This window comes from Lentibacter sp. XHP0401 (assembly GCF_025751535.1).
GTDB lineage: Bacteria > Pseudomonadota > Alphaproteobacteria > Rhodobacterales > Rhodobacteraceae > Lentibacter.
This window is the reverse complement of record NZ_JAOWLC010000011.1, coordinates 74,812-100,859: the sequence shown is the minus strand read 5'-3', so window position 1 is coordinate 100,859 and position 26,048 is coordinate 74,812. Positions and strand designations below refer to the sequence as shown.

The window sequence follows — 26,048 nt, the reverse complement described above, 5'->3', positions numbered from 1 at the left end:
GGGGCTGCCGCGGCTTTCGGGTTCATCTAAAAAAGCTTACATGCCGTTTTTCTTGATCAGCTCTTTGGCTTGGTCAAGCAGCGCCTGTCCGTCAAAGCCTTTGCCGTTCATGTCTTCAACCCAGCCGGCTTCCACATTGCTGGCTGCGGCTTTCCACTCGGCGACTTGTTCGTCGGTGAGGGTGATGATGTTGTTGCCGGCTTCAACCGCAAGCTTGCGCGCGGGTGCATCGCCTTCGCCTTGGGTTTTACCCGCCAGAGCCGAGAAATCTGCACCTGACTGGCTGTCGAGCGCGGCTTTCATTTCGTCCGAGAGGCTTTCATACTTCTGCTTGTTCATCGCGAATACGAAAGCTGTTGTGTAGAGCGACTCGTTGCCGAACTCGGTGTGGTTTTGCACAAGCTCCGGCACTTTGAGCGCTGATGTCACTTCCCAAGGAATCACCGCCGCGTCGATCACGCCTTTCGAGAGCGCTTCAGGGATGGCCGGAACGGGCATGCCAACGGGCGTTGCACCGAGGTCGGAGACCATCTTGTTGATGATGCGTGTGGGGGCGCGCAGTTTTACACCGTTCAGGTCGGACACGGTTGTGATCGGGCTTTTGGAGTGAATGAGGCCCGGTCCGTGCACCCAGACACCGAGGACTTTGAAGTCTTTCAGGTCGGTGTCGAACATATTGGCTTCTGCAAATTCCCAGAAGGCACGCGATGTTGCTTCGGCGTTGTTCATCATGAAGGGAAGTTCGAAAACCTCGGCTTGCGGGAAACGGCTGGGTGTGTAGCCGAGAACTGTCCAGGTGATGTCGGCGACGCCGTCTTGCACCTGACCGATAAGATCGGGGGGTGTGCCACCAAGCTGCATGCTCGGGTAGTGATCAATTTTGATTTTGCCGCCTGAAGCCTCTTGTACGCGCTCGATCCACGGGTCGATAACGAACTTTGGAACGTTTGCCTGTGCGGGCAGGAACTGGTGCAGTTTGAGTGTAACCTCTTGCGCTTGAGCCGTAACGCCCGTGGCGGTGAGGGCTGCCGCAACGGCGAGGCCTTTGAGTGCGTTCTTCATTAGTGACATGTTTTTCTCCCTTTTTTACACGTCTGGATGGGCCAGAGATTCGAACTCTACGCTTCGAAATCAGGCTGGTTCTTTGGGGCGGCTTTGTCAAAGGCTGCCAGCTTTTGGCAGGCTGAATAGGCCGCGGAAATATGGGGCAGGTCGGCGTATGCAATGCCGAAGCGTTCGGCCGAAAACACTTGCGGCACAAGGCAAATATCTGCGAGGCCCGGTGCGTTGCCGTAGCAGAATTCGGTGTGCTCGCGGCGCTGGGCGAGCAGGCCTTCGCAGGCCTCCAAGCCCTCGCGTATCCAGCGAGTGAGCCATGCGTCTTTTGCGGCCTCGTCAACGCCGAGATCACCTGTGAGGTATTTCAGAACGCGCAGGTTTTGCAGCGGGTGGATTTCACAGGCAATGACTTGTGCGAAGCCGCGCTCCTGCGCACGGGTGACGGGGTTTTGGGACAGGAGCGGTGGTGTTGGATATGTCTCGTCGAGCCACTCAAGGATGGCGAGAGACTGGATGAGAACATCACCTGTCTCTGTGACAAGGGCAGGCAAGAGGCCCTGCGGGTTGAGCGCCTTGAAATCCGGCTCATGCTGTGCGCCGTTTTTGAGGTGCACTTGCTTGAATCTCGGGGCAACACCCTTAAGATTAAAGGCAATACGACAGCGATAGGAACTCGAACTGCGGAAATATCCGTAGAAATCCATAACGTGTTACATCTCCTTAGTGTCCGGCATTTGATATGTAACGTATACATCAAAAGCAACAAGATTGTTTCAAGGCTTTCACACAGTATAGCAGTGCTTTAGCCTTGTTTCCATGTGTGGGCGTATTGCGGTGACTTTGCCAAGTGATTCCATGGCCAAGCTCTTTGCGGCTTTGCCTGCGAACAATTTGCCGTCAGTGCCAAACTACAACATTTGCCCGACAGATACTGTGCACGTGGTGCGCTCACGCGGGGAGGGGCGCGCTTTGGTGGCAATGCGTTGGGGGTTTGTTCCGCAATGGTATAAAACGCCAAATAACGGCCCTCTGCTGATCAATGCGCGGGCCGAGACAATTGCTGGCAAGCCTGCTTTTGCAGAGGCTGTCCGCGCGCGCCGCTGTATCATTCCTGCGAGTGGATATTACGAATGGGCCAGCACGGCGGAGGGCGTGAAGTTGCCTTGGTATTATACGCGCAAAGACGGTGCGCCGCTGGCCTTTGCGGGCATCTGGCAAGATTGGGAAAGTGCGGACGGGCCGCTTGCAACCTGTGCGGTTGTGACAACGGGCTCAAACGCCATGGCGGGTAAGGTGCATCATCGTATGCCTGTTATTCTGGAGCCGGAAGCTTGGGGCAAATGGCTTGGAGAGGAGGGCAGGGGAGCCGCACTTCTGATGACGCCTGCACCCGAGGCCACGCTGCGCGCGCACCGTGTGAACCGAGCGGTAAATAGCAACCGCGCCAAGGGTTCGGAGTTGATTGAACCGTTGGAGGGTGATGTGGGTGCTTGACGCTCCCGCATGCAGCCGATATTCAAGCGCACGAAGCGGGCGTTGTGTAGTGGTAAGACCTTAGCCTTCCAAGCTAATGACGCGGGTTCGATTCCCGCCGCCCGCTCCAGGCTTTCCTGAAATCGTGACACTTGGCCGCTTGACGGGCCTGCCTTGGGGCTTCAAAAAGCCCCTGAAAATAAAGGCGCGGATAAGATGGCTAGATCACCAGTAAAAGACGGCGAAGAACGCGCGGCAACCAAGGATGTGGCCGCACTGAAGGCGCTTATGCCGTTTATGGCACCTTACAAATGGCTTGTTGTTGCGGCGGGGCTGGCGCTTACGCTGACGGCGGCGCTTTCGCTGACGTTGCCTTTGGCGGTGCGCCGAGTGATTGACAATTTCGGCACCGAGAATGTTGAAATTCTCGATCTTTATTTTGTTGCTGCAATTGGCATTGCCGCGCTGCTCGCGCTTGGCACGGGGCTGCGTTATGCGCTTGTCACGCGTTTGGGTGAACGGGTTGTGGCGGACATTCGCAAGGCTGTTTTTGACCGTGTTATCGGGCTGTCGCCGAGCTTTTACGAGAAGGTGATGACAGGTGAAATCCTGAGCCGTATTACGACTGACACAACGCTTATCCAATCCGTCATCGGCTCTTCGGTATCGGTTGCTTTGCGAAATGTGCTGATCTTTTTCGGCGGGATGATTTTGATGCTGTTCACCAGCGCAAAGCTCACGGGGCTTGTGCTGTTAATCGTGCCTTTGGTGATTGTTCCGATCATGACGCTGGGGCGTAAGCTGCGCAAGCTGAGCCGCGAAAACCAGGACTGGATTGCCGCCAGCTCGGGGCAGGCTTCAGAGACGCTGGGGGCTGTGCAAACCGTGCAATCATTTGCGCAGGAGCGCGTGGTGCGCAGACAGTTCTCTGAGGTGACCGAAAAGAGCTATGACGTTGCCAAAGAGCGGATCACTGTGCGGGCGATCATGACGGTTGCGGTTATGTTTCTGGTTTTTGCAGGCGTTGTCGGTGTGCTCTGGATTGGCACGCGCGATGTGCGCGCGGGCGAGATGAGCTCGGGCGCGCTTGTGCAGTTTGTGATCTATGCGGTGATGGTAGCGGGCGGTGTGGCGGCGCTTTCGGAGATCTGGGGCGAGCTGCAGCGCGCGGCCGGCGCGACCGAGCGTTTGGTTGAGCTGCTCAAAGCGACAGATCAAGTCAATGACCCTGACAAGGCGCAGCCTTGCCCCAAGCCCTTGCATGGAGATGTGCGTTTTGAGGGGGTGGGTTTCACCTACCCTTCACGCCCTGACCGTGCGGCTCTGGACGCGGTGAGCCTTGAGGTTAAGCCCGGGGAAACAGTTGCGTTTGTCGGGCCTTCGGGCGCGGGAAAAACCACTGTGATGCAGCTTATCCAGCGATTTTATGACCCGCAGGAGGGGCGCATTACGCTCGACGGTGTGGACCTGCGCGATATGCTGCGCGAGGACTTCCGCAGCAAGATTGCCGTTGTGCCGCAAGACCCTGTGATTTTTGCGGGCTCTGCGCGGGATAATATCCGCTTTGGCCGCCCCGATGCGAGCGACGATGAGGTTGAGGCGGCGGCCAAGGCAGCGGCAGCGCATGAGTTTATAGAGGCCTTGAGCGAGGGCTATGACACCAAGCTCGGCGAGCGCGGTGTGATGCTTTCGGGCGGGCAGAAACAGCGCGTGGCGATTGCACGGGCGATCCTGCGGGATGCGCCGATTTTGCTACTGGATGAGGCCACATCGGCGCTGGATGCAGAGAGCGAACGCGCTGTGCAGGAGGCCGTAGAGCGGCTTTCGGCCGACCGCACCACTCTGATTGTGGCACACCGTTTGGCGACTGTGAAAAAAGCCGATCGGATTGTTGTTATGGAAGATGGCCGCGTTGTTGCCCAGGGCACGCATGATGCTTTGGTGGCTGAAAACGGCCTCTATGCTCGGCTTGCACGGCTCCAGTTTACCGACGGGGCAGAAGCGGCGTGAATTCCCCCTTGTGGGAGCAACGAGGATAGCGGACACTCTTCTGGCAATATAACCTAGGAGGGCCAGATGGGTCTGTTCAGTTTTTTCAAGCGCTCGGGCAAACGCCTTAAGAGCGAAGAGCCTACAGCCGAAGATCTCAAGAAGGAAGTTGCCGACCTCGGGCTTGATGCCGAAGGTCTCGACATCGTTGTTGAGGGCGACAAAGTTAAGGTGACGGGCAAAGCCGTTTCAGACGAAATGCGCGAGAAAGTTATCCTTGCTGTGGGCAACGTTGAAGGTGTTGCCGAAGTGGAAGACGACGCGGGCGACGCGGCTTTCCACACCGTCGAAAAGGGCGATACGCTCTGGGCGGTTTCGGAAAAAGCACTGGGTAGCGGCGCACGTTACATGGAGATTTTCGAGGCCAACAAGCCGATGCTGAGCGACCCCGACAAAATTTATCCGGGCCAGGTTCTGCGCATTCCGCAGGATACGAAAGCCTAAGCTTTTGCCTTGAACTTCTGAGGGCCTCCGCAAGATATGCGGGGGCTCTTTTCTTTGTGTGACTTGCACTTTGCCGCCGTTCTGGCCAATGTTTCGGTCAAGCTGAAAAGGACATTCCATGGCGCAGACGATTTTTGTCTTGAACGGGCCGAACCTGAATTTGCTCGGCAAGCGGCAGCCCGAAATTTACGGTTCTGACACGCTTGCCGATGTGGAGGCGATGTGCCGCAAGGCTGTGCCTGACGGGGTGGAAATCGACTTTCGCCAGAGCAACCATGAGGGCGTTCTGGTGGACTGGATTCAGGAGGCGCGCGACGTGGCGGAGGCGATTGTGATCAATCCTGCGGCCTATACACATACGTCTGTGGCTGTGCTCGATGCGCTCTCGGCATATGATGGGCCGGTTGTTGAGGTGCATATCTCGGATGTGCACAAACGCGAGGCGTTCCGGCATCATTCTTACGTTAGTTTGCGGGCGGATCATGTCATCGTCGGGCATGGTGTGCAGGGCTATGTCGAGGGGATCGAGTGGGCCTTGGGGCAGATCTAGCGCTTTGTTTTATTGAAGTTTCGGGCAGTTTAGCAGGCTTTTCTTAGCCAAGGCCTATGGCTGCGTTTTCAATGGTTAATGCCATTTTTGTCCGCCAGATCGAGGGGGTGAAAAGCGTGCACCATGCGTGCACAACCCGTGCACCGCCTGAACGGGATTTCTGTTAACGGAAAATTAGATAACGGGGCGTTCGGTGCGGGCAGGGAAGCTGACACCGAGCTTCCCTGCCCGTTTTTTTTAGATTCCTAATGAACGCCGGGTTGTGAGCTGCGTTGCTTTATCGGATGAAGGAGGCATGTTACCCTGACGCTGACAAAAACATCATGGACAGTTTTATGAAACTGAAAACCGACGAAGCTCACAGCCATGTCTGACAATCTGGAAACCCTCAAGCTTGATCAGGCGATCAGGCTGGGACAGAAGAAGGCAAAAGAGGGCATGCTTGATGAGGCAAGGATGGTTTACGAAAGCATCCTCAAAAGGTTTCCGAGTAACAAGAAAGCCAAAGCAGGGCTGAAGGCTTTGTCGGGCAAAGCGGCTGTAAGGCAAACAGCGGTTCAGGACCCGCCGCAAATCTGGTTGCAACCGGTGATCAACCTTTACGGCCAAGGGCAACTGGAGAAGGCTTTGACCGAAACCGAAGCCTTGTTGTTACGGTTTCCCAAGTCGGTTGCGGTATACAGTATACGTGGCGCGATACTGGCCGGTCTGGGGCGGCTTCAGGCGGCGATAGAGAGCTATAAGAAGGCTCTCGGGATACGGCCCGACTTTGTCGAAGCATACTACAATATGGGGGTTATCCAGAAGGATAAGGGCGACCCGGGCGCCGCCATTGCCTGTTACAAGAAGGCTCTTGAAATAAAGCCCGACTATGCTGCCGCCTATAATAATATGGGAAATGCCCTGCATGAAACCGGTGATTTGGAGGCTGCCATTGACAGCTTCAAGCGGGCGATTGATATCAAACCGGACTATGACGACGCCTATAACAACATGGGGAATGTCCTGCATGAACAAGGCGAAACAGAGGCTGCCATAGTCAGTTACAAGCAAGCTCTCGAAATCCGGCCTCACGATGCCGATGCCTATAGCAATTTGGGCAATGTCCTGAAGGAAAACGGTGAGTTCGAGGCGGCTATCAACAGTTACAGGCGGGCTCTCGAAATCAGGCCCGACTATGCGGATGTTTGTTATAACATGGGTGTTGCGCTGCAAGAGACAGGCGATCTGGAGGCGGCGAAAAAGAGCTACAAGCAAGCTCTGCAGCTCAAGCCCGATGATGTCGAGTTCCATAGGAATTTCAGCCTGATAAACGAGTATTCGGCCGATGATGCGCATTTTCTGGAGTTGCAACGGCTGGAGCAAGATGGCTCACTTGACGATTATGAAAAATCCCAGCTCAGCTTTGCTTTGGCGAAGGCTTGTGACGATCTGGATGACCGTGGCAAAGCTTTTGTCTATTTTCGTGAAGGCAATGCGCTGCGCAAGAGGGTGCTGGGCTACTCGATAGATCAGGATAAGCGTCTGTTTGACCGGTTGAAGGCCACGCAGCCGATGCTTGCGGACCATACCGTCAGCACCAAGGAAGCGAGCTGCACGTTTGCGCCTGTTTTTATTGTTGGTATGCCGAGATCGGGGACGACACTTGTCGAGCAAATCATCTCTTCTCATTCTGGCGTTACGGCTGCGGGTGAGTGTGTAGACGTCCATCGTTTCGGGGGGCAACTGGCCCAGGGGGATGAGCCTGCATCGCCGGAGAACATCTTACGTTTCCGCGAGAACTATCTTTCGGCTTTGCGCAGAAAGTCTGCCGGAGCAGAAATGGTAACTGACAAGATGCCACATAATTTCAGGTATATTCCGCTCATCTGTGCAGCTTTTCCCGAAGCCAGAATTATCCACGTTGAAAGGGATGCGGCCGCAACTTGCTGGTCTAATTTCAAGCACTACTTTGCCACAGATGATCTTGGGTATAGTTATGATCTGGAAGATGTTGTCACTTACTATCTTCTTTACAAAGACCTCATGGAGCGCTGGCAGGGCTTATATGCGGACCGCATTTATAGCCTGAACTATGACAAGCTTACGGTTGATCAGGAGGACGAGACCCGGAACCTGATCAGACATTTGGGTCTTGAGTGGGAAGAGACCTGCCTTTCGCCCCAAAAGAACAAGCGCGGTGTCAGGACAGCTTCCCAGCAACAGGTGAGGCAGGGCGTTTATGAAGGAAGTTCCCGAACCTGGCTAAAGTATGAGGCTTTCATTGAGGATGCCTTTGACAGGCTTGGCTGATTCACACCTATAGAGGAAGTGGCCCCCTCACTTCATCCGCTCATCTACCATGCTTTCTTCCACGATCATTGCCTCAAGCTGGCGGCGGAAGCGGAGTTGGCCACCGTCTATGGGGAGGTCGATATGGGGGCTGCGTTTGGTGTCCATCCCGATCTGGACAGCGTTGAGAATGGCGCGGTCTTCCTCGAAGGCTTTTTGCACATCTTCGCTCATCATTTTGGACAGCGCTTCATCGTCGGGGCGGATGTTGCGAAGTTGAAACCAGTAGTAGCGGGTTTCGCGTTCTGTGGTCGGGGTCATGAAGTTGTAGCTGTCCATGATGAAGGTTTGCGCATGCAGCGGGCCATCTTCGCCGCCTGTGCCTGCGGGGGTGAAGACGGCTTTGATGAGCGCATGGGAGGGGTAGCGGACTTCATAGTGCTGGAGGCGGTCGCAGTTGCCCTCGAATTCCACGACCTTTTTGTAGAACGGGGCTGGTTCGTGGTCCATCATCCAGCGGTGGACGATGACGCCGTCTTCGGTTTTTTTCACGCGCAGGGGCGTGTCTTTGGTGGCGTCAGTGGCGAAGGAGCTTTGGTGCACCCAAGCGACATGGGTCGGATCAAGAAGGTTGTCGCACATCAGGAGATAGTTGCACTGAAGCTCCATGGCGGCGCCGCGGTTGATGCCCCAGTCGGGGCTGTCGTAGTTTTCGATTTCGAAAATTTCGGTTGGGTCGGCGATGGCGGCGTTGCCCATCCAGATCCAGACCAGGCCGTATTTTTCGTGCACGGGGTAGGCGTGGACATTGGCATTGGAGGGGATGCGGCCAGTGCCCGGAGCCCAGACGCATTTGCCTGCGCAATCAAATGTGAGGCCGTGGTAGCCGCACTCTACCGTGTCGCCTTTGCGCCGTCCTTGCGAGAGCGGGAGCTTGCGGTGCGGGCAGGCGTCTTCGAGGGCGATGACTTCGCCGCTCTCGTTGCGGAAAATGCAGATTTTCTCGCCCAGCACGATGATTTGGGTAAGGTCTTGTGTGACCTCATGATCCCACGCGGCGACATACCAAGCGTTTTTGAGAAACATATGCAGGCCTTTCTGGTGCCGAGGATGCCGGGGAGGCCGAGGGTTGCTAAGCTTATCCTGCAACAGGAGGACGCCAGAGACCAGAGGCAGCATTGATCCGGCGCGCGCATTCAAGGCGCGCCGGATCGCGGTTTAGAACATCACGCTTGGCAGCCATGTTGCGATGGATGGCCAGAACCAGACCACGCACACGCCGATGGCTTGCAGGCCGATAAAAGGCAGCACGCCTTGATAGATGTGGCCTGTCGTGATTTCGGGGGGAGCGGCGCCACGCAGATAGAAGAGCGAGAACCCGAACGGAGGCGTTAAAAACGAGGTCTGCAGGTTGATCGCGAGGATGACGCCCAGCCAGATCGGGTCGTGACCAAGCAGAATGAGTGTAGGCGTGACCAGTGGCAGAACGATCACGGAGATTTCGACGAAATCGAGAAAGAAGCCCATGACGAAGACGATGAGCATCGTCACAAGTAGCGCGCCTGTCGCGCCGCCCGGCAGGTTGGCCAGCCAATGTGCGACACGGTCTTCGCCGCCAAGGCCGATGAACACGAGCGAGAACATGCCCGCTGCGAGAATGGTGGCGAAGATCATTGCTGTCATGGTCATGGTTGAGGTCACAGCATCGTGGACAACCCGCTCGCGCAGCACGTTGCGCAGGGCGGCGAGCAGGCCCAGAAGGCCGAGTGCTGCCAGAGCTATGTAGCTTGCACCAGCGATATAGGAGCCAAGCCCGAGGTCATTGCGCTGCAAGCGCACGGGGAAAACGCCGGCGGCAATGGCCAGAACGATGAGGGCGATTGCGGCGGTAAGAATGATTTTGCGGTGCTGCCCCAGCCGTGCGCCCGACATGAGCAAAGCTCCGACCGCGCCGACGGCTGCGGCTTCGGTCGGGGTGGCTAGGCCGCCAAGGATCGAACCGAGGACAGCGAAGATGAGCAGCACGGGCGGAATGATGACGGCGAGAATCTCGGAGCGGGAAGGTTTGGCCAGCGAGAGATCGGCGGGCGGCATATCCTGCGGACGCAGAGCGCCGTGAATGAGGACATAGAGGAGGTAAAGCGATACGAGCACGAGGCCCGGAATGAGCGCGGCGGCGAAGAACTGGCCAACCGAGAGCGCCTCGACCGCGAATTTGCCCTGCTCGTATTGCGCTTGCTGGTAGGCGTTGGACATAACGTCTGCAAGGATGATGAGCAGCGTCGACGGCGGGATGATCTGGCCAAGCGTGCCTGCTGTGCAAACGATACCTGCCGAGATGCGGGGGTTATACCCTGCGCGCAGCATGGTTGGCAGCGCGATCATCCCCATGGCGACGACCGTTGCGCCGACGATGCCTGTGGAGGCGGCCAGAAGCGCGCCCACGAGAACAACCGAGATGCCAAGCCCGCCGCGCAACTGGCCGAAGGTGCGACCCATTGTTTCGAGCAAATCTTCGGCGATGCGGCTTTTTTCGAGTAGAGCGCCCATCAGCACGAAAAGCGGAATGGCGATCAGAACCTGATTTGAAATGAGCCCGAAGACGCGCTGCCCGAAGGCGCCGAGCAGCGAGATATCCATCACACCCAACCACCAGCCGAGATAGGCAAAGAAAACCGCAACCCCCGCGATGCTGAAGGCCACGGGAAAGCCGGACATGATAGCGACGATCAGAGCGGCAAACATCAAAAGATCAAGATAGGCGGTCATGCTGCGTCCTTTCCGGCAAATAGCCGAAGGAGGATCGCCAGTGATTGCAGGGCGACCAGTAAACAAAAGAGCGGGATCAGAGACTTGAGAAGGAACACAGCCTCAATGCCACCCACCGAAATCGGGCCTTCGAGAATTTTCCAGGAATTGCGCACGGAAGGCCATGACCACCATGCCAGCGCTGCCATCGACGGGAGCAAAAGGAACAAATGCCCCGCGATATCTATCTGTCTGCGTCTGGCGGGGGGGGCTTTGGCATAGAATATATCGACGCGTACATGCTTATCGACAAGGAGCGTATAGCCTGCGGCGAGCATGAAGAGCGTGGCGTGCAGGTAGAGTACGCTTTCCTGCATCCAGATTGAATTGAAGCCAAACACGTAGCGGCTGATCACGATGCTGAACTGAATGAGCACCATGGCAAGTGCGAACCAACGCAGCACATGCGCCACCGTGCGGTTGAGTGCGTCTATCCCGTCAGCCAGCTTGAGCATTCGCATGTCTCCAATCTCGATGTGGTGAGGCGCGCGGGGAGGATCCCGCGCGCCTTGTTGCCTAGTAGCCCATCACATGCGCGCGAGCGTTCATCTGCCCGTTGTCGGCAAAGGTCATGTAGCCGCCGACGCTGTCCCGGTAGCTTACGAAGCTTTCGGTGATGCGCTTGACCAGCTCGTCATCATCCTGACGCAGCTCGTCGATCACCTCGGCTGCGGCAACGCCCATCGCGTCGATCACATCCTGCGGGAACATCTTGACCTGAACACCGTCTTCTTCGACCAGCTTTTTGAGCGAGAGCGCGTGTTTGGTGGTGTATTCGGTCCAGACGGGGTTGTAGAGGCTTTCGCAAGCAAGGCTGACAACCTGTTTGAGATCATCAGGCAGGGCATCAAAGGCCGCTGCGTTTACACCGCATTCCTCGGCTGATGATGGTTCGCCGACACCTGGCCAGTAGTAGTTCTTGGCGACTTGCTGGTAGCCCAATGCGCTGTCGGTCCAAGGGCCGATGAACTCGCCCGCATCCAGGGCGCCTGTTTGCAGCGCCTGGAACATTGCAGGGCCGCTCATGGCCTCTGCCGCCATGCCGAGCTTGGCGCACATTTCAGACGCCAGACCTGTGGTGCGGAATTTGAGGCCTTTGAGGTCTTCGACCGAGTTGATCTCGTTGCGGAACCAACCGCCCCACTGCGGGCCTGAGTTGCCACAGAGGAAAGGTTTGATGCCGAAGCGGCCATACATCTCGTCATAGAGCGCTTGTCCGCCGCCGTGATAGAGCCAGCCGAATTGCTCGTCTGCGCGCAGGCCGAAGGGCTGTGAGCCGAAGAGGAGGATGCCTTTGGACTTACTGCCCCAGTAGGCGGGAACCGCGTGATAGAGCTCGGCTGTGCCTTCGCTGACGGCATCAAATACGCCGCGACCGGGGACAAGCTCGCCTGCGGCAAAGAGTTTGACTTCGATACGCCCGCCCGAAAGCGTGGTGATCCGGTCTGCCAGCACTTGAGCCGCAACACCCGGGCCAGGCAGGTTTTTGGGCCAAGCTGTGACCATCTTCCATTGCTGCACGTCCTGTGCAATCGCGGGCGTTGCCAGCGGGGCGGCAGCGGCCCCCAGAACGCCTGTTGTGATAAACTTTCTTCTGTCCATTGGTCGTCTCCCTTTTTGGTTTGGTTGTTAGTTTCCGAGTATCCCGGGTAAGCGGAGCTTGTTGACGCGGGCGCAATCGAGCGCTTCTTCGTAGCCTGCATCGGCGTGACGCCAGACGCCAGAGGCGGGATCGTTCCACAGGACGCGCTCAAGGCGCTTGGCGGCCTCTGGCGTGCCGTCGGCGCAGATGACGACGCCGGAGTGCTGCGAGAAGCCCATGCCAACGCCGCCGCCGTGGTGTAGCGAGACCCATGTGGCGCCAGAGGCGGTGTTGACCAGCGCGTTGAGGAGGGGCCAGTCGGAGACCGCATCGGAGCCGTCTTTCATGGCTTCGGTTTCACGGTTGGGCGACGCCACGGAGCCAGAGTCCAGATGATCACGGCCAATGACGATGGGGGCTTTAAGCTCGCCGTTGGCGACCATTTCGTTGAAGGCGAGGCCAGCTTTGTGGCGTTCATTGAGGCCGATCCAGCAGATGCGCGCGGGAAGGCCCTGGAAGGCGATGCGTTCGCGGGCCATGTCGAGCCAGTTGTGCAGATGCTCGTTTTCGGGGAAGAGCTCTTTCATCTTCTGGTCGGTTTTGTAGATATCTTCAGGATCACCCGAGAGCGCTACCCAGCGGAAGGGGCCAACGCCGCGGCAGAAGAGCGGGCGGATATAGGCAGGGACGAAGCCCGGGAAGGCGAAGGCATTTTCCAGCCCTTCTTCCTGAGCGACCTGTCGGATGTTGTTGCCGTAGTCGAGCGTGGGGACGCCATCGTTCCAGAAATCGACCATGGCTTTGACGTGCACTTTCATGCTCGCCCGCGCGGCTTTTTCGACTTCTTTGGGCGCGGTTTCCTGCTTTTGCTTCCACTCGGCCATTGTCCAGCCTTGGGGGAGGTAGCCGTGCAGCGGATCATGGGCGCTTGTCTGGTCGGTGACGATATCGGGGCGGATGCCGCGCGCGTGGATTTCGGCGAAGATATCGGCGGCGTTGCCGAGGAGGCCGACGGATTTGGCCTCGCCTGCGGCGGTCCAGCGCTCGATCATTTCCATCGCCTCATCAAGCGTTTCGGCTTTCTCATCGAGGTATTTTGTGCGCAGGCGGAAGTCGATGCTGTCGGGGTTGCACTCGACCGCGAGGCAGCAGGCGCCCGCGAAGACGGCTGCGAGGGGCTGTGCGCCGCCCATGCCGCCGAGGCCGCCTGTGAGAATCCATTTGCCTTTGAGGCTGCCGCCGTAGTGCTGGCGGCCCGCTTCGGCGAAGGTTTCGTAGGTGCCTTGGACGATGCCTTGCGTACCGATGTAGATCCACGAACCGGCGGTCATCTGGCCATACATCATGAGGCCTTTTTTATCGAGTTCGTTGAAGTGATCCCATGTGGCCCAATGGGGCACGAGGTTTGAGTTGGCAATCAGAACGCGGGGGGCGTCTGTGTGGGTTTTGACGATGGCGATGGGCTTGCCCGACTGGACCACAAGGGTTTCGTCTGCCTCAAGGTCTTTCAGGGAGGCCACGATGGTGTCAAAGTCATCCCATGTGCGGGCGGCGCGGCCGATGCCGCCGTAAACCACAAGCTCGTGCGGGTTTTCGGCCACGTCGGGGTGCAGGTTGTTCATCAGCATGCGGAGCGGTGCTTCTGTCATCCAGCTTTTAGCGTTGAGCTTCGTGCCTGTGGGCGGGAAGATATCACGGGTGTTTTTGCGCGGATTGCTCATGAGGGACTCCAGTTTTGCAAGGATGTGAGGATGAGTTTTAAGGGCTTGCGCAGGGCTTCGGCCTTGGCCTCGTCATAGGCGAAGGGGGGGCTTTCCTGCGTGAGGTGGGTTGATTGGGCGAGTTCCATCTGGATGGCATGCCAGTTTTTTGATGGGCGGCCATAGTGGCGGGTTGTCCAGCCGCCTTTGAAGCGGCCGTTGAGGACGGAGGTGTAATTTTGTGCGCTTTGGCAGATTTCGTGCACTGCGCTTTCGATGCTTGGTGCGCAGGTTTTGCCCAGGTTTGTGCCGATGTTGAAATCGGGGAGTGTGCCTTCGAAGAGGAAGGGGATGTGGGAGCGGATCGAATGACAATCATAGAGGATTGCGAAGCCGTGGAGGGCTGCGACACGCTCCATCTCTGCCTCAAGTGCGGCATGGTAGGGCGCGTGATAGGCGGTGCGGCGGCGCTCGACTTCGGCGGTGTCCGGCTCCTGGCCTGACAGGTAAATGGGCGTGCCGTCAAAGTCTGTCGTGGGGCAGAGGCCCGTTGTGTTCTGGCCCGGGTAAAGCGAGACACCCGATGGGTCGCGGTTGGCATCGATCGCGTAACGGTGAATACGGGTGCGTATGGTTGTGACATCGGGCACGAGACCCGCGTAGAGCGTGTGGATGTGCCAGTCGGTATCGGCCAGCGCGCGGCCCGTTGCGTTGAGCTTGCCGGCCACATCGTCGGGCAGATCTGTGCCCGTGTGGGGCAGGCCGAGTACGAGGGGGCTTTGGCCGCGGGTGATTTCTAGAAAGCTCATGTCGTTTGGCCTGCGAAGACACGTTTGTGGAGCGGGTTGATGCCGATGCCATAGGAGAGCTCTGCGGGGGTTTGCACGTTCCATACGGCGAAGTCGGCGCGGTTGCCTGCTTCTAGCGTGCCGCTGTCTGCAAGGCCGAGGGCTTTGGCGGCGTGGCGGGTTGTGCCTGCGAGCGCCTCGGCTGGTGTGAGGCCGAAGAGGGTGCAGCCCATATTCATGGTGAGCAGGAGTGAGCCGAGGGGGGAAGATCCGGGGTTCCAATCGGTTGCCAATGCCATGGGGACGCCGTGTTTGCGCAGGGCGGCGACGGGGGGCTTCTGAGTTTCGTGCAATGTGTAAAACGCGCCGGGGAGAAGGACGGCGACTGTATCCGAGGCGGCAAGCGCGGCTGCATCGGCCTCATTTGCGTATTCGATATGATCGGCGGACTGCGCACAGTATCGGGCTGCAAGCTGTGTGCCGCCGATGTTACTGAGTTGTTCTGCGTGGAGCTTTACGGGCAGGCCGAGGGCGCGCGCCACGTCAAACACGCGGGTGATTTGGGGCACGTCAAAGGCGATGCCTTCGCAGAAGCCGTCGACCATATCGACGAGGCCTTCGGCATGGGCGGCTTTGAGGGCGGGGATGCAGACCGTGTCGATGTAGGCGTCAGGATCGGCGCCTTTGGGGGCGGCATGTGCGCCGAGAAAGCTTGTGCTGATGTGCACGGGGCGTTGCTTGGCTATGGTGCGGGCCACGCGGAGCATTTTGAGCTCTGTCTCGATGTCGAGGCCATAGCCTGACTTGACTTCTATTGTGCTGACGCCTTCGGCGATAAGCGCATCGGCGCGGGTGAGGGCGGCTTTGAGCAGGTCGTCCTCGGAGGTTTCGCGCGTGGCGGTGACTGTGGAGACGATGCCGCCGCCCGCACGGGCGACCTCTTCGTAGCTTGCGCCATTGAGGCGCATCTCAAACTCGAGCGCGCGGTTGCCACCGTGGACGATATGCGTGTGACAATCTATCAGTGCGGGGGTGACGAGACGGCCCTCAAGCGAGGTTGTTTTTGCATTTTTATAGGCGGAGGGGAGATCGGCTGCCGGGCCGGCCCATGCGATTTCTGCGCCGTTTGTGACGATAGCGCCGTGTTCGATCAGGCCATAGTCGCCTGCATCGGGGCACATCGTGGCGAGAGTTGCATCGGTGTAGACATGGGGCGCTGACATATCGCATCCTTGCTTAATTTCCATCTTATCAATAATATGTAGCTACATAAAATGTCAACGATATCTCGATGGAGCCAGAAACTGTGACAGTTATTCATGCAAAACAAGTGCTTACGCCTGAGGGCTGGGTGAACGATGTTGCGGTGCGGATTGGTGCGGATGGGAGAATCGCTTCTGTTGGGCCTCAGAACGGTGCTGCGGACAGCGCGGTGGACTTGCTTCTGCCTGCGGCGGTGAACCTGCACAGCCACGCTTTTCAGCGGGCCATGTCGGGGCTGACCGAGATGCGCGGGCCTGACCCCTCTGACAGTTTCTGGACGTGGCGGCGGCTTATGTATCGGTATCTCGACCGGCTCACGCCTGATGACATCGAGGCGATTGCGGCGCAGGTGTTTCTGGAAATGCTTGAGGCGGGATATGCTGGCGTGGCCGAGTTTCATTATCTGCATCACGATGTGGGCGGGAAGGCTTACGCAAACCTTGGCGAGCTTTCCGAGCGGATTGTGGCGGCGGCGGAGGGCGTGGGCATTGGCCTCACGCTTTTGCCTGTGCTCTATCAGTGGGGCGGTTGTGACAGCCGCCCGCTTCAGGGCGGGCAGCAGCGGTTTGGCAACACGCCTGACGGGTATGTGAAGCTGCATGAGGCGGCGAGCAAAGCTGTGCGGGGCAGCCACACGGACTACGGTATCGGCGTTGCGCCGCATTCTTTGAGGGCTGTTGATGCGGCGGGGATGAGCGCTGCTTTAGGCATTGCGGGGCAGGGGCCCGTGCATATGCATCTCGCCGAGCAGGTGGCGGAAGTTGAGGAAGTTGAAGCGGCTTGGGGCGCGCGGCCTGTGGACTGGCTTTTGGCCAACCATGAGGTGAATGCGCGCTGGTGTCTCATTCACTGCACGCAGATGACGGCGAGCGAGACCGAGGCTTTGGCCCGCACGCAGGCTGTTGCGGGGCTTTGCCCCATCACAGAGTCGAGCCTTGGGGACGGGATATTCAACGGGGTCGCGTATCTGGCCCATGGCGGGCGTGTTGGCTTTGGCTCGGATTCAAACGTGCATATCGCTTATTTTGATGAGCTTCGGACGCTGGAATACTCGCAGCGTTTGCGCGACCGTTCACGCGCGGCTTTGGCGACGGCGGAGCGCTCGACGGGGCGGGTGCTTGTTGAAGTCGCTGCTCAGGGCGGGGCGCAGGCGGCCGGCCGCGCTTCGGGGCGGATTGAAGAGGGGCAGTGGGCCGACCTTGTGGGCGTGAGCGCGGACAATGCTTGGCTGTGCAACCGTAGGGGAGATACGGCGCTGGATACGCTGGTCTTTGGCGGGCACGGGCAGGGCTGTGTGCAAGATGTTTGGTCTGCGGGGCGACATGTTGTAAGGGAAGGCCGACACGCGAAGCGCGAGGCAACGATGCAGCGCTTTCAACAGGTTGTAGAACGATTGGGACAAGACATTTGACGAGTGCACACCGTAGCAGCTGGCAGGATATTCGGGATACACTTCAGGGGCGGGTCCTGGACCGCACATATCGGCCCGGTGACAAGCTGCCGCGCGATGAGGACATTGCCGAGGAGCTGGGCTGCGCGCGCTCGACAGTGCAGCGGGCGATGCAGGACCTGGCTGATGCGGGTGTTGTGGAACGCAAGCGCAAGGGTGGAACGCATGTGCGCCCCGACCCAGTGACGCGGGCGGTGCTGGATATTCCGATTACACGGGTGGAAGTGGAAGCCAAGGGCGCGGTCTACGGTTATCAGCTTGTGCATCAGGCGCGAGAGATGACGCCCTTGTCGGTGGCGGCGAGTTTCGGGCTGAGTGCACCCGAGGAGATGCTGCATGTCGAGGCGCTGCATCTGGCCGACCAGCGCGCCTATGTTTTCGAGGACCGCTGGGTGAACCTTGAGAGCTGTGCCGAGATTGAAGCGGTGGACCTGACGCGCGACTCTGCCAACGAGTGGCTGGTGCGCAACAAGCCCTATAGCCGCTGTGATGTGCGGCTTTATGCAGTGAACGCGGATGACAGGATTGCGGAGCGGATGGAGGCTATGCCGGGCGCGGCATTGCTTGTGATCGAGCGGACCACATGGCTTGGTGATGTGCCGATTACCACGGTGCGCTCGGTAACGCGGCCCAATTACCAGCTTTTGACGCAAAAGGCCTGAGGGCGCGGACTGTTGCCGCGCCCTGAAGCGCTTAGCCCGGGGTGAACAGCCTTTCGGGCAGGCCGTAGCCGTCGATCCAGTTATACCAGTGCACATCTGTTGGCCCGACAACATAATCGATGACTTGCCAGCCGTTGCCTTGCTTGCGCATCAGGACCATCACGAGGTTGCTCATGGCGTCATTGGCCCAGTCGTTGGCATAGGGGGTTGTGCGCCAGTTCAGCTTGTTGCCGTTGGGTTGAAGCGGTTCGGCCATCAGGAAACACCAGTCACCATCGGTGCGCAGGGTTTTGACGAGGAAGATGACCCTCTGCCCCAACTCGCGCAGCATCGGCACGCGGGCAGCGTCCATGATTGCGGCGCGCTCGGATGTTTTGGGCGCGGGGGTGTAGTAGCCGCGCGGGCTTGGCGCTTGCCGTATGGCGGGTGCAGGAGATGGCGCAGGCTGCGAATTGGGTGTGACAGCCACTGCCTGAAGCCGCTTCAGATTGAGCCGTGCGAGCACGGCGAAAGTGCCGTTTGGCCATTGATCAAGGTAAGCCTGAAACATCGCCGGATCAGACGAGTTCTGAACCGACTGCCAGAAAGCCAGCTCGACCTGAGGGTCACTGGCGGGGGCTGGTGCAGGGGCTGTCAGGCCGGCGATGCGCGCACGGGCCTCGGCGGCGTAGGCTCCGTTTGGCCACTGTTCAAGATAGGCTTCAAAGCCCTCGGTCTGCGAGGTGCCTGACACGCTGTTCCAGAACGCCTGCTCCATGTCGCTTGGGCTTGTTGGTTTGGCGGCTTGCGCTTGCGGCTTTGCTGCCGGCGCTTGTGTCGTTGGTGCTTGGGCTGTCGGGGCTATGCTGAGCGAGTCGACCACTTCCTGTGCTACGGGGCCGTAGTTGTCTTCCTGATTAGCGGGGTAAAGCACGCGCACGTTGTGCAGGATATCGCCCCCGACAATCGCGCTGTGCTGTTGCAAGACCTGACCGTTGGCTTGCAGCTTGAGGGTGAAGCCCTGCGCTGTCACGTTGTGCGCAAGAATGTCGGCTCCGGCATGGTTGGCGAGAATGTCATCGACCATCTGCTGCGCTGTTTGCTCGAGCGCGTTGTGCCCGCCCCAAACCAGAATTTCGGCGGAGCGATCATGATTGGCGAAGGTCTGCCCGTCGCTGTTTTCGGCTTGCTCACTCGTGCTGGTAAAATGCGAGATCGGGTATTTGACAGAAGTGCCGAAGCGGCTGTTGGTGTAGCGCGTCCAGTCTGTGGCCGGCATGACTTTTGGGGCCGATACGGCTGCGCCCTCGGCGGGGCAGGGGATGGCCTCGGCGGGGAGTGCAAGGCTCATCGGGGCCAGCAAGCTGTCATAGCCTGCGGTTTTCAACCATTCTTCTGCCGCGTATTGCTGCACAACGACAGGGTCGCCGTTGGGCATGCAGATGTCGAGCTTGTAGACCGTGCGCAGAGCTTGCACGAATTTGACACCGACTTGCATATGGCTTGCGTTTGTCAGCCCTTGCTTGATGTCGGCGGGCAAGCCGAAAATTTCACCGCGTGATGTTTGGGGCGCGTTGGCGAACTCATCATCCGCGTCCCAACTGCTGCGGGCGCGGTAGCCGGTTTCGACGATGAAGGAGGCGCTCATGGTGGGGGTTGTCAGGAATGTGATATAGTCGGAGCTGCTTTGGTAGCGCTTCCAGCCTTTGGCGGGAGGCATCATGTAGTTGAGCAATCCGTCGAGGCCCACATCCGGCTCGGGTGGCGGGGCGGCTTCTAGGGCCACTGTCCCGAGGAGTGGCTCGATGACGGCCATGGCCTCGGCCTCGGGGGTGTTGACCGCCATCACCATCAGGGTGTCGTTGCCGCCGCGCTCATCGGCGTCTTCTTTGTAAAAGAGGTGCGAATAGACGAAGAAATCGCCCGCGCGCAGGGTGAATACCTTGCGCAGAAGGCGGCGGCCATCGGGGGCGATGATAGGCTCGGGGTAGGTTATGGACTGCTCGGCACTGGACAGATCAAGCGCCATATCGCGCGCGGCTTGTTTTGGCAGGCCTTCCATTTCTTGTTCAAACCCGTCGACGCCGCCCGGATGCTGGCGTTCGACCATCAGGGCGACGGCGCGCTTTTCTGTCATGTTGAATTTGCCGAGGTTCAGCTCGTCTTCATCATCGGGGTCGCTCATAAGCTGCCAATCGGTGGGGGCGGCGAAGGTGATGCCGAGCAGGCTGTGGGTTTTCCAGCCTTCGGGGATAACGGCGACAGTGGCGGCCGGCTGTTCGGGTGCGAGCTGCTCTGTGGTCTGTTCCGGAGCCGTTTGCACCGCTTCGGGCGCATCTTCGGGCGCGCCGAAGTCATCCGTGATCTCTTCGAGCGGCAACTCTTCCACTTGGGGGGCAAAGTCGTCCATGCCGGCGGCCAGCTCGTCAATACGGGGCTGAAGGCTTTGGCTGTTGCCGCTGACTGCCTGTGCCACCCAGAGCGCGGCCATGATCGGAAGAGTAAGCTGTTTCATCATCAGTTCCTTTGCACTTTGGACATGCCTTGTCTCAGAATGTTGCGCAGCATTGCGCCTGTTTCGCCATCGAGCGAAACATATGTCATTTCATCGCCCATGGTGATGTAGCCCCCTTTGACTTTGATCGTCATTTGCGAGGTGCAGCGGGTCTCGGTGCGTGTTCCGTTTTCATCTTCGCTGTCTATGCGGCGCTCGACCCTGCACCGGGCCTGCGAAAGCGCGTCGCCCACGAGGAAGCCGCCCTCGCAGGCCGAAATTCTGGAAATATCTTCATAGCGGGGCACGGTGAAGAACATGCTTGTGTTGCCCGCGCCCATGGCGCCGGGCGAGGCGGCGAGCCAGTTTTGCCCGTTGAAATCACCGAGAACAAGGCTGAGCGAATAGTTGGTCGCGTCGCCCACAGGATAGGTTGCGATATCCAAATCGGTTGTGGGGGCGGGGCGTGTCTCGGTGCGGGTAGTGCTTTCGCCTTGCAGCGGGATGGTTGTTATCGTGCAGCTCGGTGCGGTTTCCTTGCGGTTGTAGACGACGACCAGCGGCGTGACGGGCTCGCCAAAGGAGATGGCGACATAATCATTTACCGGCGCGAGCGGGCGGGTTTGTGTGCCGTCGGGCAGCTCCAGAGAAATTTCTGTGGGCCAGCCTGCCTTGAGCATCGCCAGTTTGGTGATCTGCAATGTGCGCGGCTGGTTGGGCTGCAAACTGCCTGTCCATTCGCCGCCATTGGGCTTTTTCAGAACGATTTTAGCAGGCGTAACCAGATTGAATGCGCCGATGTCGATGCGGATCACATCGTTGAGTTCGGCGCGGGTCTTGCTGTTCAGGTCGCTGACAATGCCTTCAAGCGAGCGATACCATTGCAGGCGCGCGATTTCGGGGAAGACCTTTTTAACGAGCATCGCCATCAGTTTGGCGCGGTGCTCGTCTTCGAGTTTTTGCCTGATTTCGTCGGTCAGGCTGGCACCGCGGGCAAAGCCCCATGAACTGCTGTCGATGTTGTTTTTCTCGACGTTGAAATCTTTGCTGCTCCAGAAGCGCGCAACGTAATTTTGCACTTCGGTCATCACCAAGGCCTCGAAGCCCGAGGGACTTTTGGCGTTCTGGCGGTAATAGTCGAGCAGGAATTTCCATTCGTTGATTGTGCGGCCGCCTTCTGTCTGGCCTCTGACGCGTGCGAGCTTCTTCTCTTTTGACTCGCTCCAGAGCGGCTGCACGCCGTATTCGCCCGCCTCGGCGCTGGCCTCGCGTTCGGTGTAATATTTGGTATAGGCCTGCCGCCATGCATCGGTGCGGGCGAGCCATGCGGCTTTGCCGAACTCTTGCAGCGCTACGTCGATCACGAAGGCTGCCACATTGCCGACTTGCAGCGCGGAGCTGCCCCATTTGCCGATGGCGTAGCCCAGAACACCTTTGTAGGCGTTGATGCCTGCGGATTGATTATCGCCAGAGCAGAGATCAATGTTGACCTGCCAGACCGTCATGAACAGGCCCAGATTGGTCATCGCGGTATTGACGTTGCTCAACCCGCCCATTTCCAGCGCGTTTTCCGCGATTGTGCCGACAGCGCCGCCTGCGCCGAAGCCAAGGTTGAACATGCCCCAGCCCTCGGCGGCGGCAGCACTTTCCATGGCCTCGCGGTTGGAGAGGATCTGCGCATCGGTCATTTGGCGCAGGCCATGATCGGAGACAAGGCTGCGCATGGTGGAGAGGCGGTCTTTGACCTCCGGTTTGATTTTGAACTCGACGACTTTCTCGCGGATGGAGCCTTCGTTTTCGACCACCATCAGGATTTTCTTGAAGTCACCCTCGGCAGCCAGAGGTGCGGCACAGGCCAAGGCAAGGACGGTGAGCACTGTTTTGAATGTGATGTGTTTCAAGATTGTCTCCTACCTCCCGTGCTGGCCAATGCCGACACTTCACATATAGTTTAGGCTTTGGCGGGTCTGGCTGCTTTGATGGTAATCAAGCTTTTTGCGTATTCTTGTCAGGGACAAGATTCTGACGGCAGTATCGTGAAAACGGCCCGGGGTTTGATCCAGATCAGCTTTGTCTTTGCCGAAACCCTTATAAGAAGCATCAAAGACTCATGTTAAGGAACTGATGTGACAACAACGAGCGAGCAGACCCCGCGCAAGACAGTGCGCGCTTTGAACAAGTGGACGGCGCCCGAGCTGGGGCTGCGTAAGCAGGCCAGTGTCTTGTCGGTGTTTGCGAGTTTGATCTGGCCGGTTCAGGCCGCGATTGTGGCTTATGCGCTGGGCGGACTTCTGACTGGAGCGGATGTTTCGGCGGCGCTGGCGGGGGGCGGTTTCATCGCATTGGGTGCGCTGCGGGCGCTGCTGGGCGTGTTGTCTGAAGCCAAGGCCGACGCTGCTGCGGAAGAGGTGATTGCGCAGGTGCGGGTGCGGATTGTTGAAACCGAGGTGCGGCGCGCTTCCGACAGCCCGTTTGGCGGGGCGGGAAGTGTCTCGGCGCTGGCGGGGGAAAAGCTTGATTTGCTGGGGCCATATGTGACCCGTTATGCGCCTGCGCAGGCGCGGGTTATGGTTTTGCCCATCGTGATTTTTGCGCTCGCTCTGTGGAACTCGTGGGCAGTTGCGATTGTCTTGATGATCTCGGGGCCGCTTATTCCGGTGTTTATGGCGCTGGTTGGCTATGCTGCCAAGGAGGCCAGCGAACGGCAGATGTCGGAGATCGGCACGCTCAATGACATGCTTGTCGAGCGGCTTTCGGCGCTGGTCGATATCCGCTTGCTGGGGGCGCATCATGCGGTGATGGATGAATTCGCTACGAAGGCGGGGGATTTGCGGCAGCGCACTATGGCTGTGCTGCGGGTGGCGTTTTTATCCTCGACCGTGCTGGAGCTTTTTGCCGCAATCGGGGTTGCGATGGTGGCGGTGTATGTCGGATTTTCATTGCTGGGGGTGTTGGAATTCGGCGCATGGGGCGGGGCTTTGACACCAGAGGCAGGGATATTCATGCTGCTGTTGGCCCCCGAATTTTACCAGCCTTTGCGCGACCTTTCGACCGCATGGCATGACAAGGCTGCCGCTGACGCTGTGGCGGAGGATCTGACAGCTTGGGAGGCCGCGGATACGCCGGAGCTGCCGGGGCTTGGCGGGCCTGCTGCGCCTTTGGCGGGGCGTGCGGACATTAGCCTCAAGGGATGCGTGCTGCCCAACGGGCGGGTGCTTGAGGATTTAAGTATCAACGAGGGCGAGACCGTTGCTTTGGTTGGGCCAAGCGGGGCAGGCAAGACAACGGCGCTGCGGCTTATGGCAGGGCTCATGATGCCGAGTGCCGGCACAGTGCAGGTTGCGGGCTGCGCGCTGGGCGAAAAGACGGCAGATGCCTGGCGCGCGCGGATCGGCTGGATGCCGCAGGCGCCGCATTTCTTGAACGCGAGTTTGCGCCGGAACGTGAGCCTTGGCCGCGAGGGCGGGCTTGAAGATGCGTTGCAGCAGGCGGCGGTTGCCGAGGTTGTGGAGGCGTTGCCGCAGGGGCTGAACACACGTTTGGGCGAAACGGGCGGCGGGCTTTCGGGCGGAGAGGCGCGGCGGATTACCTTGGCGCGGGCCATTTACGGCGCGCCCGATGTGATCCTTGCGGATGAACCGACTGCCGATCTGGACGCGGCTACGGCGCAGGCGGTGACGGAGGGCTTGATCGCCCAAGCTGAGCGCGGGGCGACGCTGATTATTGCCACACATGACAGCGGGCTTGCAGCGCGTATGGACCGGATTATCAGGATCGGAGACGCATCATGATATCGCTTTGGCAGGTTTTTCTGACGATCCAGCGCGAACAGCCCGTGGCACTTTTGCGCGGGGCATTGCTGAGTGTTGCCGTGCTGGTAATGGGCGCGGCTTTGCTTGGCTTGTCGGGGTGGTTTATTACCGCAGCGGCGGCTGCCGGCCTTGCGGGTGTGGGCGCTGTTTTTGATGTGTTCCGCCCTTCTGCCATGGTGCGCTTTCTGGCGCTTGGCCGTGCGGCGGCGCGCTATGGCGAGCGGGTTTTAACCCATGATGCCACGCTGCGCGCGCTTGAGGTTTTGCGGCTGCGCTTGCTTGGCGGGTTGCTGGCTGCGCCCTATGCGCGGATGGTGCGTATTCGCGGTGCGCAGGCGTTGAACCGGCTCACCGCGGATGTTGATGCGCTAGACGGGGTGTCATTGCGGCTTGTGCTGCCTGTCATGGCTGGATTGGTGACGCAGCTTATTGCCTTTGTTGCGCTGTGGGCGCTGGTTGGCTTGCCTGTCGCTGTTTGGGTTTTGCTGGGCTATCTGGCGGGGATGGCGGCGATATTCTGGCAAACGATGCGCCGTGCTGCGCCGCTTTCGAGGCGGGCAGAGGTTGCGGCGCAGGCGTTTCGCTCGCGGTTGATTGATCTTATCCGCGCGCGTGCCGATTTGCGGGTTTATGGCCGTTTGGCGGCGCAAGCCGAGGCCACGCGGGCGGCGGACATGAAGCGTATCGACTTGAGACGCGAACAGGACCACGCCGAGCGCCTTGCAGGGGCGGCGATCCAGATGCTGGGTGCTGTTGTCGCGGGAGGGAGTTTGTGGATCGGGATTACAATGGTTCAGGCGGGAGTGATTGCCCCTGCTTTTGCGGCGCTCGGTTTTTTTGCCACGCTGGCTTTGGCGGAAACCATCGCACCGTTGCGGCGTGCCGCGAGCGAGATCGGGCGGATGGTCGAGGCGGCGCGGCGTGTATCGCGGGACTTGGCCACGCCTGCGCCGGGTGCGGGCGAGGCGGTTGCACAATCGGCGCTGCCCTTGGTGCTTGAGGGCGTGACGCTGCACCGTCCGCGCAGCGAAACCGCGATTGTGACGGATATGAGCTTTGCCGTGGCGGCGGGTGAGACCCTGGCTTTGACGGGGCCTAGCGGCTCGGGAAAATCGACGCTTCTGCTTGCGGTGGCGCAGTTGCACTCCGTAGCGGCGGGGCGCATTACGTTGGGTGATCTGAGTGTCGAGGACTGGGGCGCGCAAGCTTTGCGCCAATCTGTGACGCTTCTTCCGCAGCGCAGTGCGCTGATGTCGGGGACGGTGCGTGAGGCTTTGCGGCTTGCCGCGCCTGACAGTGATGACGCTGTGCTTTGGCAGGTGTTGGAGGCGGTTCAGCTTGCCGGAACACTCAGGGCGCGCGAGGGTCTGGAGACACATATCGGCGCGCGCGGGGCAGGGCTTTCGGGCGGTGAGGCCCGCAGGCTGACGCTTGCGCGCGCGCTTTTGAGGCGGCCTGATGTGTTGCTTCTGGATGAGCCAACCGAAGGGCTGGACGAAGAAACCGCACTGAAGGCTTTGAACGGCATACGGGGTTTTCTGCCTGAAGCCGCGATCCTGATTGCAGCGCATCAGGCTGTTGAAATCGGGTTTTCGGATAGGGCCGTTGGTTTGAAATAAGATATATTAAATATATCGCTTATTGACTTGGATCAATTCCAACTT

20 protein-coding genes and 1 tRNA gene are annotated in these 26,048 nt (G+C 59.1%); 10 read left to right on the top strand and 11 right to left on the bottom strand.

From position 1 onward, the window contains the following. Positions 1-36: 36 nt before the first annotated feature. Positions 37-1,071, bottom strand: a complete 1,035-nt coding sequence (locus OE750_RS14380; RefSeq protein WP_263764977.1) for a TRAP transporter substrate-binding protein — start codon at positions 1,069-1,071, stop codon at positions 37-39. 47 nt (positions 1,072-1,118) lie between these two features. Then, complete coding sequence (maiA, locus tag OE750_RS14375) at positions 1,119-1,763, bottom strand: maleylacetoacetate isomerase (RefSeq protein WP_263764975.1); 645 nt, start codon at positions 1,761-1,763, stop codon at positions 1,119-1,121. Between the two features lie 112 nt (positions 1,764-1,875). Here maiA and OE750_RS14370 point away from each other — a divergent pair, with 112 nt between their 5' ends. From OE750_RS14370 to OE750_RS14345, 6 genes are all read left to right on the top strand, one after another. After that, positions 1,876-2,553 carry an SOS response-associated peptidase gene (locus OE750_RS14370; protein ID WP_263764974.1) on the top strand — a complete coding sequence of 226 codons (678 nt, stop codon included), beginning with the start codon at positions 1,876-1,878 and terminating at the stop codon, positions 2,551-2,553. A gap of 35 nt (positions 2,554-2,588) precedes the next feature. Then, positions 2,589-2,662: transfer RNA gene (locus tag OE750_RS14365), tRNA-Gly, on the top strand. Between the two features lie 86 nt (positions 2,663-2,748). Beyond that, entirely contained in the window at positions 2,749-4,542 is a 1,794-nt protein-coding gene (locus OE750_RS14360; protein ID WP_263764973.1) for an ABC transporter transmembrane domain-containing protein, read from the top strand. A 66-nt stretch (positions 4,543-4,608) separates the two neighbouring features. After that, on the top strand, positions 4,609-5,025 hold the full coding sequence (gene lysM, locus OE750_RS14355) for a peptidoglycan-binding protein LysM (protein ID WP_263764971.1): 417 nt from the start codon (positions 4,609-4,611) through the stop codon (positions 5,023-5,025). A gap of 118 nt (positions 5,026-5,143) precedes the next feature. Continuing rightward, positions 5,144-5,575 (top strand): type II 3-dehydroquinate dehydratase, encoded by a 432-nt coding sequence (gene aroQ, locus OE750_RS14350; RefSeq protein ID WP_263764970.1) that lies wholly within the window; start codon positions 5,144-5,146, stop codon positions 5,573-5,575. A gap of 366 nt (positions 5,576-5,941) precedes the next feature. Beyond that, positions 5,942-7,867 carry a tetratricopeptide repeat-containing sulfotransferase family protein gene (locus OE750_RS14345; protein WP_263764969.1) on the top strand — a complete coding sequence of 642 codons (1,926 nt, stop codon included), beginning with the start codon at positions 5,942-5,944 and terminating at the stop codon, positions 7,865-7,867. 27 nt (positions 7,868-7,894) lie between these two features. On the opposite strand, the gene OE750_RS14340 is transcribed toward OE750_RS14345, so the two are convergent. The 7 genes from OE750_RS14340 to hutI all read right to left on the bottom strand — a co-directional run bounded on the left by OE750_RS14340 (position 7,895) and on the right by hutI (position 15,905). Beyond that, positions 7,895-8,932 carry an aromatic ring-hydroxylating dioxygenase subunit alpha gene (locus tag OE750_RS14340; RefSeq protein WP_263764968.1) on the bottom strand — a complete coding sequence of 346 codons (1,038 nt, stop codon included), beginning with the start codon at positions 8,930-8,932 and terminating at the stop codon, positions 7,895-7,897. Positions 8,933-9,064: 132 nt separating this feature from the next. Then, the gene (locus OE750_RS14335; protein WP_263764967.1) at positions 9,065-10,615 is read right to left on the bottom strand and encodes a TRAP transporter large permease; all 1,551 of its coding nucleotides are present in this window, start codon (positions 10,613-10,615) and stop codon (positions 9,065-9,067) included. Further along, complete coding sequence (locus OE750_RS14330) at positions 10,612-11,109, bottom strand: TRAP transporter small permease subunit (RefSeq protein WP_263764965.1); 498 nt, start codon at positions 11,107-11,109, stop codon at positions 10,612-10,614. The genes OE750_RS14335 and OE750_RS14330 overlap by 4 nt, the downstream gene beginning before the upstream one ends. Positions 11,110-11,170: 61 nt before the next feature. Next, entirely contained in the window at positions 11,171-12,256 is a 1,086-nt protein-coding gene (locus OE750_RS14325) for a TRAP transporter substrate-binding protein (RefSeq protein WP_263764964.1), read from the bottom strand. Between the two features lie 27 nt (positions 12,257-12,283). Continuing rightward, entirely contained in the window at positions 12,284-13,957 is a 1,674-nt protein-coding gene (gene hutU / locus OE750_RS14320; RefSeq protein ID WP_263764963.1) for a urocanate hydratase, read from the bottom strand. Continuing rightward, positions 13,954-14,745: an N-formylglutamate deformylase gene (gene hutG, locus OE750_RS14315; protein WP_263764962.1), complete on the bottom strand. Its 792-nt coding sequence runs from the start codon at positions 14,743-14,745 to the stop codon at positions 13,954-13,956. Before hutG ends, hutU begins: the two co-directional genes overlap by 4 nt. Continuing rightward, a complete protein-coding gene (gene hutI, locus OE750_RS14310) occupies positions 14,742-15,905 on the bottom strand; it encodes an imidazolonepropionase (protein WP_412176232.1) in 1,164 nt (387 codons plus the stop codon). The genes hutG and hutI overlap by 4 nt, the downstream gene beginning before the upstream one ends. 125 nt (positions 15,906-16,030) lie before the next feature. Here hutI and OE750_RS14305 point away from each other — a divergent pair, with 125 nt between their 5' ends. After that, positions 16,031-17,398 (top strand): formimidoylglutamate deiminase, encoded by a 1,368-nt coding sequence (locus OE750_RS14305; RefSeq protein WP_263764959.1) that lies wholly within the window; start codon positions 16,031-16,033, stop codon positions 17,396-17,398. Then, positions 17,395-18,099, top strand: coding sequence for a GntR family transcriptional regulator (locus OE750_RS14300; RefSeq protein ID WP_263764958.1), 705 nt, complete (start codon positions 17,395-17,397; stop codon positions 18,097-18,099). Before OE750_RS14305 ends, OE750_RS14300 begins: the two co-directional genes overlap by 4 nt. 31 nt (positions 18,100-18,130) lie before the next feature. Here OE750_RS14300 and OE750_RS14295 read toward each other — a convergent pair whose 3' ends face one another. Both OE750_RS14295 and OE750_RS14290 read right to left on the bottom strand, forming a co-directional pair. Further along, the gene (locus OE750_RS14295; protein WP_263764957.1) at positions 18,131-20,593 is read right to left on the bottom strand and encodes a hypothetical protein; all 2,463 of its coding nucleotides are present in this window, start codon (positions 20,591-20,593) and stop codon (positions 18,131-18,133) included. A 2-nt stretch (positions 20,594-20,595) separates the two neighbouring features. Further along, on the bottom strand, positions 20,596-22,473 hold the full coding sequence (locus OE750_RS14290; RefSeq protein ID WP_263764956.1) for a hypothetical protein: 1,878 nt from the start codon (positions 22,471-22,473) through the stop codon (positions 20,596-20,598). Positions 22,474-22,698: 225 nt separating this feature from the next. Here OE750_RS14290 and cydD point away from each other — a divergent pair, with 225 nt between their 5' ends. Beyond that, a complete protein-coding gene (gene cydD / locus OE750_RS14285) occupies positions 22,699-24,363 on the top strand; it encodes a thiol reductant ABC exporter subunit CydD (protein ID WP_263764955.1) in 1,665 nt (554 codons plus the stop codon). Continuing rightward, the gene (locus tag OE750_RS14280) at positions 24,360-26,003 is read left to right on the top strand and encodes an amino acid ABC transporter ATP-binding/permease protein (RefSeq protein ID WP_263764953.1); all 1,644 of its coding nucleotides are present in this window, start codon (positions 24,360-24,362) and stop codon (positions 26,001-26,003) included. Before cydD ends, OE750_RS14280 begins: the two co-directional genes overlap by 4 nt. The last annotated feature ends 45 nt before the right edge of the window (positions 26,004-26,048 follow it).